The organism is Pseudoalteromonas sp. TB51, from assembly GCF_000498055.1.
Classification (GTDB): domain Bacteria; phylum Pseudomonadota; class Gammaproteobacteria; order Enterobacterales; family Alteromonadaceae; genus Pseudoalteromonas; species Pseudoalteromonas atlantica.
In genome coordinates, this window is sequence record NZ_AUTO01000369.1 from 1 (window position 1) to 12,815 (window position 12,815).

A 12,815-nucleotide genomic window follows, 5' to 3' on the forward strand; every position below is an offset into this window, starting at 1 on the left:
AACTAAATATAACTTTAGATTAGTAGTATTCACAAAGGCAATAATGAAAACCATTGGCAAATTAGCACAATCATTAAATTTAAATGTAGAAACCATTCGTTTTTATGAACGAGAAGGACTGATTACACAACCTGAAAAACCAATATCTGGTTATAGACAATATGACGAATCAATAGCAGGACAACTTAGGTTTATCACAAAAGCCAAAGCGCTCGGCTTTACGTTAAGAGAAATAAAATCGCTAATGTCTATGGACAGCAACTGCGCTCAAGTTGAGCTATTAAGCCGACAAAAGTTAGCAATCATTCGAGACAAAATTAATGACCTTCAACGTTTAGAGAAAGTAATTGTGGATATGACAAATACCTGTATGCAAAACGAAGATCCAACACATTGCCCCATAATTGATTCATTAAAATGATTGACTCCGTACTTATATACGGAGTTTAGAATGATGGTAATATCAACCAATAGACTTTCAAATGATAAATAAAATATTAGGCAGAGTAGGCTCTAGTGGCGTTTGGCTAGCGGCACGGCCTGCTTCCCTGCATTAAGGTCACTTGCATCGGCATTAGGACTAGGCTTCTTCTCTCACTTCGAAGGAATAGCTGTAAATACGCTTTTACCTATTTTTGCATCTTTGGAACTATTGGTAAACTTATACAACTGGCACAAAAATAAAAACCATACCAGAGCTGTCTTCAGCATTCTAGGGCCTGTAGCAGTGCTATTAACGCTTTATCCTCTTTGGCTATATGATTGGAGCACATACCTATTTTACTTTGGTATTTGCTTAATGGTCGTTATGTCGGTTTTGGATATCGTAAAACCAGTAAGGGAGCAAACATGCAACGTATGGCTAATTGCCGTCGTTGAAACGATTAACGGTCAATATCTGCTTTTCGCTCAAATAAGACCCAAAAAATGGCTCATATAGCTATCTAGGTTAACGCTTTCAAAAAACAGAAGTATATTTCCGATAACTACCTTTGAATTCCTATAAACGGAAGTTTGCTTCCGAAATATAGCAATATTGGGTTAGAAACCGGAAGTTTACTTCCGTTTTGTACTTTAAGATTATAAGTAGGTATCTAATGAAAGCTCGGAAGTCCAACTCGTTTTTGCATTGAAGTGATTGTTCGACAAATTGAAGAGCCTTATTTGAAGAAAGTGCATGGCGATGATTTTCTAAAATATAAGTCTGACACTAACCGATACATACCTAAGCTTTCACGCTTTAAGTTTTGACGCTTAAATAAGTAATGGCGCAGGCTGCTTTATATGCATAAACTAACGAACGGTATCTTTTAACGTCCATTTTTATGAACTGTCGTTATTCTTAAATAAAGTGAGCCGACTGATTATGTTTGCAAGCCCGTTCTCGATTAGCGTGAGTTCATTGTCAATTAAAGTGAGTCAGGCACCGGTCATATTCTCACTTAATGTGAGTCCAAAATGTACGATGTAATCAAGTCAGAGGGGTTATGTTCGCGAGCCACTACATCTAGCAAGTGATACCTATAAGCGCTTTTTAGCAAATCAATCGGAAAGCTGTAGTGGCGATTTTGGCATGTCTGAGATGCTCATGAAATTTTACGGGGGACAATCAGATAAGTCTTTTGGAGAAATCTTTCAGCAAGGTTCTGTTGATTTACAAAAGTACATGATGGAAGCTTTAGAGGGAATTGACGAAATTGCGCTAGATGAAACCATACATATAGAAAGTATCAAAAAGCTTATTGCAGATTTGCCTGCGTTGATGAGCAGTCAATCTTCGAGAGTAGCAGAGGAACTTGATGAAGGAGGCGAATCCCCAGTTTCAGAGTTCGAGGCCAAAACGGGAATTGGGCCAGTTATATTAAAAAATGTAAAACCGCCAAACGTGGTGGAAAAAATATGGCAGATTTTATCAGGCATTGAAGAATTCTCAGGAATTGGTATAGAAACAATTTTTGGAGTGAAACCTCGTAGCTTTGAAGCAGATTCGGATAGAGAAAGAACTATTCAAGAGAAAGTCAACGCAGTCTATCACCAGTTAAATTTTCTCGGTTACTATCGTGATTCAAAAATGAAAAAAGATAGAAGATTTCGGGCATCCTTTAGTGATATGACGCATGCAGGTGTTGCTTCATTTTGTCATTTTTTTCTGTGTAGAGACGAAGATTTGGTAATGAAGGCTGCTGCGGCTTATGAATATTTAGGTGTAAACACTAGAGTATTGCACTATAAAGCTTACAAGAAAATGCAGCCGACCGCTGACACGTCGGCTGATTAGGAATTACCAAATAAATACTCTAAAACGTTTTTGTCCAAAAACGAGTTTGTATGGACGTCTGCTTCTCGCTCATAGCAGTCTGCCTGATGAAGTCTAAACTTATTCACTTAAACTGTGAGATCTGATATGAGCTAGTACAGCTGATATGCTATTTACGACAAAGTCGCTCGGTAATTAGAGCGACATAATCCCTTGGTAATCACACTAGTACATCATCATGTTTTTAAATTAAAGCTGTTGTTTACTTAACAAACATCCAAATACCGGCAGCGATCATAAACAGGTTTTCTGTTAGGGAGATAAACCCTAGTGGTACGTTACTGTCACCGCCTACACACGCACATTTTAACTCTCGTTTATCTATATAGACTGCTTTTATCACTGAAACAGCACCAACCCCACCTATGAACAATGAAATAGGGGCAATAATATAGGCTGGTAATCCGGCTATCATTCCAATGCCAACAAATGCTTCTAGAAATGGGTAAACATAGGCGTACCTGACTACTTTCATAGCGACTAAGTCATAGGTTATAAATGAATTAGTAAAGCTAAATAAGTCTTGAAGCTTTTGTATTGCTAACACTGCCATTGTTAGGGCTACAAACAGTTCAGCGGTTTGCATTGATAATAAGCTATTATTCGCTGCAAAACTAAATGCCACACTAAGCAAAAAACTAACCGAAAAAATCGCAATCACGGGCGTGTAAGTTGTACCTTCTTGCCCAGCTTTTGGCTTATCAAAGTAATCGAGTAAGTCGTCATAGCCACCTATACGTTTATTATCAATAAATGTTTGAGGTGTAGTTTCTACACTGTGTTGTTTTTTAAATTCATCTGTTTGCTCTCGAGAAGTTAATAGCTGATCATCAACTGTATATCCCTCTCGCTCTAGTAGGTCTTTTGATTTTAAACCAAACGGACAAATATGCTCATCTGTGGCCATTCTAAAAAGTTGGGCTGATTTACTCATGTTTAGCTCCCTTTTATGTATTGGTATAAAATTTTACTTAGCATTAAAATCCGGTACGGTCCTAGATTGTGCTTGCTCCTGAGTTTCTGCTAGGCCATTTTTCTCTATATCCTTTAGTAACCACTGCATTTCTTTAATCTCACGACGCTGTGCCTCAATAATATTTGTTGCAAGCTCTTGGACTCGCTTATCTTTGATTTTTGCCCTTTCACTGGTGAGTATTGCAATTGAATGATGTGGGATCATCGCCGACATCCATGAGCTATCATCAACAGTCGCTTGTGATCGAACTAAAAATAAACTTCCCGCAAATACGGTAACACTAGCAATGAGTACTGTTATATTTTTCTTTTTATCTTTATACATATTGAGCATGAAAAGTAGCATTATCACTGCCATCATGGCTCCCATATAAAGCGCCATATAAGTGCGAGTTTCACTAAAAAAAACATGACTTAGCTGATAAGTATTCAAATACATCAGTACAAACATGACTAATGTTGATGTGGCTATCATTAAGAAAAACTTTAAATACTGCGACATTAGATGGCTCCTTTCTATCATTTACTTTGTATATCATTTATACCAATGGGTAATTCTTACAGGTTATTAGGCGTAAACCCACTATATATTTAATCATTGAATCAATGTTTAATATTACATCAAGAGTTGTGCCATAAGTGTTAAAACTGCTCAGCGTATTTGCTAATATGCTTATAAGTATTTTGCTGTAAATCGTGCGTAAGCATTTCAATATTATATTTATAAAAGCGATCGCCCATTTCCATACCTGGCGTACCAGCAGGCATAGCGGGAACAGAGAGCCCTATCGTCTTTTCAGGATGTTGTTCAGCTAAAAACTGTTTTATATGTTTGGCGGGAACATGACCTTCAAATACAAATCCATCGGCTGAAACGGCTGTATGGCATGACCGCATATTTGATTTTATTTGATACTGAGATTTAATCGTCCCCATGTCATTGACGTTAATTGCTTTTGTTTGAATATTGTTTTCGCTCAAATGAGCAATCCACTTATTACAACATCCACAATTTTTACTTTTATAAACGGTAAGCTCAATTTTAGGTTTTTCTGAATTCTCATAAGTTATTAATGCTTTATGTTGTTTTTCGATACTTATCGCCGAAAATGACATAGTTAATGATAAAAATAACGCTGAGGTAATGTAGATTACTCGCATTGTTAACTCCTTAATTTGACCAATGAATATGAGTGATTTTCCAACCTGTATCGGTGTTTTTTAATGTGATTGATTCCATTCCCATAGACTTAATATCTTTTCCTTTGTACTTTCCTTGAGTTTTACTTCTTGAAATTGAGTAAGCTATGTCTCCATTTGTGTAAACTTGATGCTCTAGTTGTTCACTATTAACAGCACTTAAGAATTTCATATCCGCTATCATATGATGTTTCGCGTATTCATCTGCAGAACGCTCAACACTTCCGCCTTCAAAAATGATGACATCGTCGGCCAGTAATTTACGTGCAGCTTCGCGATTGCCTTGTTTTAGAGATGCATGAAATAGGCTGACTGTTTTTGCAGCCTCGCTATCAACATTGACAAAGGCCTTGCCTTTTTTTGAATATTTTTCATCGTCATGTGCACTAACAGTAAAAGAACTAACAGTGCTAAAAATTAGTAGCAATAAAATTTTTAAATTAAAGGATTTAATTAACATACATTTTCCTTTTTTATTAATCGTTAAATAGGCGGACCAACAAGTGTTGTAAATACACTTGTTGTAATAAGTACAAATAGGGCAATTAATATTTCAACAGTGATCGAGCGTTTTAATATACTTATATGGTGTTGTTGAGTGATTTGCGGGACTAAAAAAAGCTTATGCCATGCACCTAGTAACAGCATCGCGCTGACGAGTAACAGCTTTAATAAAATTAGTTGCCCATAATTTGATGTAAACAATGCAGAAAGTGACTCTAGGTACTGCAGGAGCAGAGTTAAGCCCGAAATAAGTAGTACAAATACAATAACAATAGCGAGTTGACCAAAGTAATGCATTAACCGCTTTACTTCACTGGTAGGTAGTAAAGTGCAGCTTTTGTAAAGCGGCCACAATGACCCTAACCAGCTCGCAATGGCAATAAGGTGAAAGGTTAAAATACTTTTCACTAACCCATTTTCATTTGCACTGTGCCCAGTAAAAGTGAAGCTATAAGCGATAAACCCAAGCATGATTAGTATAACGGCACCGTTTTTATAACCTGCTACGTTATCATCTGATTCCACACTCCACATACATGCGCTAATTAGAGCAATAATAAGCGCTGGTATTCTAAACGTTGCTTGGTCACCTATGACTGATTGCCAAATAATTTCAAGCATAAAGGGGTCAAACATTCCCATAAAGCCTGATTCAGCCATTGCTCCAGCTTCTATTGGTACTTGTAAAAGTGCAGCAATACTACCTGTAACTACACACGTAATTTGCCAACGTTTTAAGAACTGATAAAAGCTAGTTAAGTGATGCCCTGCAACATTGCTGTTGCCACACATAAAGCGCATTAATAAAGTGCCCGCAAGCCCTGCAATTGCTATATAGCTTGCTAGTTTTAATAATAGTAAGAGTACTGACCATTCACTTAATTGCATTATGTTGCTACTTAATGATTATGTTTGCTGTGGGTATTAGATTGTTCTTGCATCATCTTATGCGATTCACTTTTGTGTACCATAAATCTAAACGTGTCGGTCATTTTATGTCCATCACCACCCAGTGCTGTCCATTTAACCGTGTAAGTGCCTTGGGCTAGGCTCGGTAATGACCAATTAAAGTCTGTGCTTGGGGTGGCGCTGGGTTTGAAATCAAAGTTTATTGATTTATTTTTTTCATCTTTGATGATGACTTTTGCTAGCCTTACTTCACCACCAAAAGTTAACGAAAGTTGCTCTGGGCTTTTCATTAACATGGCTTCTTGCGCAGGTGTTGATTGCTTGAGTGATATATGCGCTGATGCGGAAAATGTAAGCACTAAACCTAAAATGGCTACTGCAGAATTAAAAAACTTCATAATTACCTCTTATTTAAAATGATTAAAACCAAAATTTAATACCCGCAACAAATGCGGTGTTGTTGCTACTTTGTCCACTTGATGTGGCATAGTCGGCTGTATTGCCAAATTTATTGCTCCATTCAACGCCAATATAGGGCGCAAACTGGCGTGTAAATTCATAACGAACCCTAAAGCCAATCGCGCTGCTTGATAGGCCACTTCCAAGTTCGTTTTGTTTATCGTTTTTGCCATAAAGTGTAATTTCGGCTCGCGGTTGTATAATTAGCTTTTGCGTGAGTAATAGTTCGTACTCTGCCTCTAACGTAAATGCGGTATTGCCTCGCTCACCTACGTATGCTGTCATATCAAGTTCAAACCAATAAGGGGCTAAACCTTGTAAGCCAAAAGCTAACCATTGCCGATTTTCACCTTCTTTATTGTAATCAAGACGAACACCTGCTTGAGTATCCCAATATGCTGATACGGCGTGACCCCATAAAATATCGGTTTGGTTTTCTTCAATACTTCCTTCGCTGAAATCACCCTCGGTTTTAATTACCAATCGATCAAAGGTAGTGCCGTACCATGCTTGTAAGTCAAATACACCTGCGTTTGCTTGCTCGTTATATTCAAGACGATCGCCTAGTAATGCGTAAAATGGATGCTCATCAGCGAGTGTTAATCGCTCATTGCCCTCAAGCGCATATGGGCCTTCTGTTAAAGTTGTTCCCGCAGAGTAAGCATGGGGGTCTCTTGCATCTTTAGGTGCACTTCCTCCTTGTGGTTGCATCTTAGCGCTATTCATTTGTGCCATTTCACTTTGCGCTAATAAAGGGAAACTAATTAATGAAGCCCCTGTTAACATTAATAAACCTAATGATTTAGATAGTTTTAATTGTTTCATGATACGACTACCTCTCTAAACATGCCGGCATCCATATGGAATAATAAATGGCAATGCCAAGCCCAGCGACCTACATCGTGAGGGGTGGTTAAAAAGCTGATTCTTTGTGCGGGTTGAACAGGTATCGTATGACGTCGCACTTGCACATCACCTTGCTCGTTTTCTAAATCACTCCACATACCATGCAAATGCATAGGGTGCGTCATCATGGTATCGTTTTGTAAAATAACTCTTAAACGTTGGTTATGCTTCATATGCACTGGCGTGCTTTTACCAAATTCTAAGCCATCAAATGACCAGCTATAACGTTCCATATTTCCGGTTAAATGCAGCTCAATTTCAGCTTCTGGCTCTTGCTGGTTAGTGATCCCTTCAAGTGAGTGTAAATCTGCAAGTGTTAAAACACGACGACCATTTTTACGTAAACCAATACCAGGATCATCAAGATTTGTTCTCGGCATATCAACGCGCATATCAACTGAAGCTCCATACTCCGTTTTTGCATGACGCACTTTAGGGCTGGCAACTGCCAATGGGTTTTCAGACATACCATGTTTGCTATGATCCATCGCCATTGCACCGTGATCCATAGCGCTATGATCCATTTCTTTAGAGTTCATACCTGACATGCCAGCCATACCTGCCATTGCAGAATGCTCACTGCCGTGGGTCATATTGCCCATCATATCGGTCATCGTTAACCATTCAACAGGGTCAAGTGCAGGTACTGGCGCATCAATATTAGGCGAGCTTGATAAAGTTCCTTTTGCGTAACCAGAGCGATCCATACTTTGAGCAAAAATCGTATAGGCATCATTTTTAGGCTCAACAATTACGTCGTAGGTCTCACCAGGGCCGAATCTAAATTCATCAACTGTCACTGGTTCAACGTTTTGCCCATCAGCTTGTACAACTGTTAGTTTTAGTTCTGGAATACGAACGTCAAAAAAAGTATTGCTTGAGCCATTAATAAACCTAAGTCTTACTTTTTCTCCAACTTTAAACATTCCTCGCCAATTTGACATTGGCGTACTACCGTTCATTAAAAAGGTCATTGCTGATGCAGATAAGTCAGCTAAATCTGTAGGATTCATTCTCATTTGATTCCACATTTTGCGGCGTTGCAAAGCATTCGAAACACCGCTATTTGAAACGTCATCAAAAAATTCTGGAACAGTGGGCTGATTGAAGTTAAATACATCACTCTGTATTTTTAATTTGCGGAACAGCGCCATTGGGTCATCATCAGTCCAATCAGATAATTGAATAACATGCTCGTTATCTGCACTAATAATATCTTTTTCTCGCGGTTCAATAATTAATGCACCGTACATGCCAGTCATTTCTTGAAAGCCACTATGTGAGTGATACCAATATGTACCGCTTTGTTGTAATTTAAATTTATAAACAAAGGTTTCGCCAGGCATAATGCCTTTAAAACTGATACCAGGTACGCCATCCATTTGATACGGTAAAATAATGCCATGCCAATGAATTGAACTCGGTACTGATAACTTATTTGTTACTCTAATAGTAACGTCATCGCCTTCTTTGAGGCGCAAGGTAGGGGCGGGTATAGAGCCATTGATAGTTGTCGCCATACGTACTACGCCAGTAAAGTTAACCGGCGATTCATCTATAACCAGATCAATTACTTTGCCGCTAAGTTCGGGCACAGTGCCTGTTATTGTTCCTGCTACTAAAGATGATGCAGCATGTAATACACTCGGAAAAGCAGCAAGTACACCTCCTGCAATTAAGCCTTGAACAAATCGTCTTCGTGGTGTGCTAACCTGTTGTGATGACTTTTTAAACCCCATTTCCTTACTCCTTCATACCAGAATATGTATTGAGTATAGAAAATAGACCTGTCTTAAACATGACGCGAACATTACAAAGTTGTAATGTTGGTGTCATGTTGCTGTAGTGACAGATACTGCATAATATTTGCAGAGGTAGTTGTTAGGACTTTAATGAAGGAATTGTATGCGCTTATTAGTTGTTGAAGATGAATCAAAGACAGGAGATTATTTAAAACAGGGACTAAGTGAAGCTGGTTTTCAGGTTTCTTTGGCGCGCAATGGACTTGACGGTCATCACCTAGCAATGACCGACTTATTTGATGTAATAATACTTGATGTCATGTTACCTGACGTATCCGGTTGGAAAATTTTACAGTCGCTACGTGAAGCAGATAACAAAACCCCAGTACTATTTTTATCTGCTCGCGATAGTATAGACGATAGAGTAAAGGGGCTCGAACTTGGTGCTGATGACTATTTAATAAAGCCTTTTGCTTTTGCTGAAGTTTTAGCAAGAGTACGCACTCTTATTCGCCGTGGTGTAGTACAAACAGTTGACGATATACTGATAGTTGCTGATTTAGAAATGGATATTCCAAAGCGAAAAATACAACGTGCAGGCAAGCGTATTTTATTGAGTAATAAAGAGTTTAGCTTACTTGAACTATTGTTACGGCGCGAAGGTGAAGTACTGCCACGTTCGTTAATTGCTTCTCAAGTATGGGATATGAATTTTGATAGCGACACCAATGTGATTGATGTTGCCATTCGTAGGCTAAGAGCAAAAGTTGATGATGACTTTACTGTTAAATTAATTCATACGGTTCGTGGTATGGGCTATAAATTAGAGGTTGAAACTGATGACTATTAAGTCACGGCCTTTATCACTTACGATGCGTGTTGTGTTGTTTGTGGCTGTAACCGTTATTGCGTGCTTAACTTTAGTTGCCACCTTAATAAATAGTTCGATAAAACATCATTTTTTCCAGCAAGATAGTAGTGAACTGCATGTTATTAATCAATCTATTGAATTAGTTTTAAGACAACAGTATAAATCAAACCTGAAACTTAAAAATGAATTATCTAACGCTGTAGCGGGTCATCACGGTGTTTACTATCAGGTAAATACCGCAAAAGGAGAGCTCATTTTTCAAAGTTCTGAACGAGATTTTAGTGATTTTGTAATGAGTGCTAATGCTTCAGCTGGCTTTAACCGTAACAACATTACCTCATGGCAAAATGATACCCACACCTACCGAGCTCTGGTGAGTAATTTAAGTACTGGGCAACAGCAATACAAAATTACTACAGCGATAGACATGAGCTTTCATTTACACTTTCTCAATCAATTTCAACAAAGTCTTTGGGCTATTATGTTTGGCTCTGCGGTACTCATTTTATTGGTGGCTTGGTTTGCTATACATCAAGGATTGAACCCTTTACGAGGTTTGAGTCAGAAAATGCATGACATCCAAACTAATAAGATGGATGTAAGGCTTGATGAAAATAAAGTGCCTATTGAGCTTGTTAATATGGTGCAGTCGTTTAACTCGATGCTCGACAGGCTCCAAGGTGAATTTATTCGTTTATCAAATTTCTCTAGTGATATTGCGCATGAGTTACGTACTCCACTAACAAATATAATCACTCAAACACAGGTTGGTTTATCTAAAAAAAGACAGTTGTTAGAGTATCAAGAATTATTGTTTTCTAATCTAGAAGAGCTGGAACGACTAACTAAGATGGTTAGTGATATGCTTTGGCTTGCAAAAACTCAGAATGGACTGGTTAAACCCGTTCAAAATACTCTAAAAAGCCATGATGAAATTGAAGCATTATTTGAGTACTTTGATGCTTTGGCTGAAGACTCATTGATTACATTTAAGAAAAAAGGTCAAAACCTTTGTTTTTATTGTGACAAATTACACTTTCGCCAATTATTATCAAACCTCCTATCCAATGCAATAAGGTATGCCCCAAAAGGCTCATCAATCACAGTAAATAGTGAAATATTTACCGCTGATAAAATATGTATTTCAGTGATTAATACTGGGGAGAGAATACCTTCTGAGCATTTACCTTATTTATTTGACCGCTTTTATCGACCCGATAAATCGCGCCAACGACACAGCGATGGAGCTGGTTTAGGGCTTGCAATAGTTAAAGCTCTAGCGCAAGCAAACGGTGGAAATATAGAGGTCAGTTCAAATAATCAAACTACCAGCTTTAAAGTTTTTCTAAATTTAGCTAAAAGCTAATTATTAAATTTAATAACCCAATGTTTGCTTGTACCTCTAGACTTCCCAGCTTTCATTAAACACCGGTTTATAAACTTAAAGTACAAAACGGAAGTAAACTTCCGGTTTCTAACCCAATATTGCTATATTTCGGAAGCAAACTTCCGTTTATAGGAATTCAAAGGTAGTTATCGGAAATATACTTCTGTTTTTGAAAGCGTTGGCCTAGATAGCTATATGAGCCATTTTTCGGGGTCTTATTTGAGCGAAAAGCGGAGTGAATCGCCCCGAGTTCATCGGAGACCAGTTTGTTTAAGTCAGGCCACTTTACCTGACTCGTTTAAATTATCATAGTAGTCTGTTTCATATTGAGCTGGTGAAATATACCCAATTGAAGATAATAAGCGTTGATTATTAAACCAATTGACCCACTCTAACGTTGCGTATTCAACAGCATCAACATTCTTCCACGGGCCATTTCTGCGAATAATCTCTGTTTTAAATAATCCATTTATTGTTTCAGCCAATGCATTGTCATAAGAGTCACCCACACTGCCTACAGACGCTTGAATTCCAGCTTCAGCAAGTCGCTCAGTGTATCGTATAGACAAATATTGGCTGCCTCTGTCGCTGTGGTGAATTAACCCTTCGGGGTTGCCACGATGCCAAATAGCTTGCTCTAACGCATCAAGAATAAGCTCTGTGTGCATTGTCGTTGATACACGCCAACCTACAATGTATCGTGAAAAAACATCTATCACGAAAGCGACATAAACAAACCCACTCCATGTGGCAACATAGGTGATGTCAGCTACCCAAAGTTGATTTGGCTGCTCAGCAGTAAATTGACGATTAACTAAATCAAGTGGCTTATCTTGTTGCTCGTCAGGTATCGTTGTCTTATGTGCTTTACCCCGACGAACACCTTGAATTCCCATAACTCGCATCAATCGTTCGACTGTACAGCGGGCGACTTGATGGTCGTCAAGCTGTAGCTGCTTCCATATTTTTCTTGCACCATAAACTGACATATTATCCTCCCACACTTCGCGAATGAGTATTATCAGCTCAGCATCACGCTTTTTGCGGTTAGACAGTCGCTCAGGCTCTCTTTGTATCTGTTTATGAGAATAATACGTTGATGGTGCAATCGGCAATTCCTTGCAAATTGACTCGACACCGTAATGCTCTCTGCAAGCATCAATAAAATCCACTATTACTTCTGTTTGCGGTCGAGCTCCGCTTGGGCGAAAAAAGCGGCAGCTTGCCTCAGGATATCATTCGTTCGCTTGAGCTCTTTATTCTCGCGCTCTAAGACGGCAAGGCGTTCTTCAGTTGATTGCGTATTAGAAGAGGGTTTAGACGGTTGAGCTTGAGATTTCTTGACCCATGCTCTAAGTGTTTCTGGGGTACATCCCAGTTTATCTGAAATCGATACTAGCGCAGCCCAAAGAGAAGGGTATTCATGCTGTTGTGTGGTAACAAGCCTAATTGCACGTTCACGAAATTCTGATGTATAGCGATTTGATTTTTTCATAGTTCCAGTTTCTCAAGTTATTGAGTCTCTGGCAAACACGGGGCGATTCA

At 38.6% G+C, this 12,815-nt stretch carries 14 protein-coding genes and 1 other annotated feature; of the genes, 5 read left to right on the forward strand and 9 right to left on the reverse strand.

Going from position 1 to position 12,815, the window contains the following annotated elements; all coding sequences use genetic code 11:
• The first annotated feature begins 43 nt into the window (after positions 1–43).
• The 3 genes from L650_RS0123370 (at position 44) to L650_RS0123380 (ending at position 2,278) form a co-directional block, all read left to right on the forward strand.
• Positions 44–421: a MerR family transcriptional regulator gene (locus L650_RS0123370; RefSeq protein ID WP_029773922.1), complete on the forward strand. Its 378-nt coding sequence runs from the start codon at positions 44–46 to the stop codon at positions 419–421.
• 102 nt (positions 422–523) lie between these two features.
• Positions 524–940, forward strand: a complete 417-nt coding sequence (locus L650_RS0123375; protein ID WP_223230624.1) for a MerC family mercury resistance protein — start codon at positions 524–526, stop codon at positions 938–940.
• Between the two features lie 633 nt (positions 941–1,573).
• A complete protein-coding gene (locus L650_RS0123380; protein ID WP_085065568.1) occupies positions 1,574–2,278 on the forward strand; it encodes a hypothetical protein in 705 nt (234 codons plus the stop codon).
• A 241-nt stretch (positions 2,279–2,519) separates the two neighbouring features.
• On the opposite strand, the gene L650_RS0123385 is transcribed toward L650_RS0123380, so the two are convergent.
• The 8 genes from L650_RS0123385 to L650_RS0123420 form a co-directional block, all read right to left on the reverse strand.
• Entirely contained in the window at positions 2,520–3,251 is a 732-nt protein-coding gene (locus L650_RS0123385; RefSeq protein WP_024032682.1) for a MauE/DoxX family redox-associated membrane protein, read from the reverse strand.
• A gap of 33 nt (positions 3,252–3,284) precedes the next feature.
• Complete coding sequence (locus L650_RS0123390; protein ID WP_024032683.1) at positions 3,285–3,794, reverse strand: DUF305 domain-containing protein; 510 nt, start codon at positions 3,792–3,794, stop codon at positions 3,285–3,287.
• A gap of 140 nt (positions 3,795–3,934) precedes the next feature.
• Entirely contained in the window at positions 3,935–4,453 is a 519-nt protein-coding gene (locus L650_RS0123395) for a DUF411 domain-containing protein (protein ID WP_024032684.1), read from the reverse strand.
• 10 nt (positions 4,454–4,463) lie between these two features.
• The gene (locus L650_RS0123400) at positions 4,464–4,952 is read right to left on the reverse strand and encodes a YybH family protein (protein ID WP_029774584.1); all 489 of its coding nucleotides are present in this window, start codon (positions 4,950–4,952) and stop codon (positions 4,464–4,466) included.
• A 23-nt stretch (positions 4,953–4,975) separates the two neighbouring features.
• Positions 4,976–5,884, reverse strand: coding sequence for a copper resistance D family protein (locus L650_RS0123405; protein WP_029774585.1), 909 nt, complete (start codon positions 5,882–5,884; stop codon positions 4,976–4,978).
• An 11-nt stretch (positions 5,885–5,895) separates the two neighbouring features.
• On the reverse strand, positions 5,896–6,303 hold the full coding sequence (locus L650_RS0123410; RefSeq protein ID WP_008109924.1) for a copper resistance protein CopC: 408 nt from the start codon (positions 6,301–6,303) through the stop codon (positions 5,896–5,898).
• 22 nt (positions 6,304–6,325) lie between these two features.
• A complete protein-coding gene (locus tag L650_RS0123415) occupies positions 6,326–7,189 on the reverse strand; it encodes a copper resistance protein B (protein ID WP_010554095.1) in 864 nt (287 codons plus the stop codon).
• Positions 7,186–9,009 carry a copper resistance system multicopper oxidase gene (locus L650_RS0123420; RefSeq protein ID WP_029774586.1) on the reverse strand — a complete coding sequence of 608 codons (1,824 nt, stop codon included), beginning with the start codon at positions 9,007–9,009 and terminating at the stop codon, positions 7,186–7,188. Before L650_RS0123420 ends, L650_RS0123415 begins: the two co-directional genes overlap by 4 nt.
• Before the next feature lie 166 nt (positions 9,010–9,175).
• Between L650_RS0123420 and L650_RS0123425 the strand changes: the two genes are divergently transcribed.
• Together L650_RS0123425 and L650_RS0123430 are read left to right on the forward strand one after the other, a co-directional pair.
• Positions 9,176–9,862 carry a heavy metal response regulator transcription factor gene (locus L650_RS0123425; protein ID WP_024032688.1) on the forward strand — a complete coding sequence of 229 codons (687 nt, stop codon included), beginning with the start codon at positions 9,176–9,178 and terminating at the stop codon, positions 9,860–9,862.
• The gene (locus L650_RS0123430; RefSeq protein ID WP_029774587.1) at positions 9,852–11,249 is read left to right on the forward strand and encodes a heavy metal sensor histidine kinase; all 1,398 of its coding nucleotides are present in this window, start codon (positions 9,852–9,854) and stop codon (positions 11,247–11,249) included. Before L650_RS0123425 ends, L650_RS0123430 begins: the two co-directional genes overlap by 11 nt.
• Positions 11,250–11,545: 296 nt before the next feature.
• Here L650_RS0123430 and L650_RS0123435 read toward each other — a convergent pair.
• A protein-coding gene (locus L650_RS0123435) for an IS3 family transposase (RefSeq protein WP_223230517.1) occupies positions 11,546–12,765 on the reverse strand; the annotation gives its coding sequence in 2 pieces (ribosomal slippage) (positions 11,546–12,477 and positions 12,477–12,765; 1,221 coding nt in all).
• Positions 12,371–12,487 (reverse strand) — a sequence feature (AL1L pseudoknot). Its footprint overlaps the gene before it by 117 nt.
• Positions 12,766–12,815: the final 50 nt, after the last annotated feature.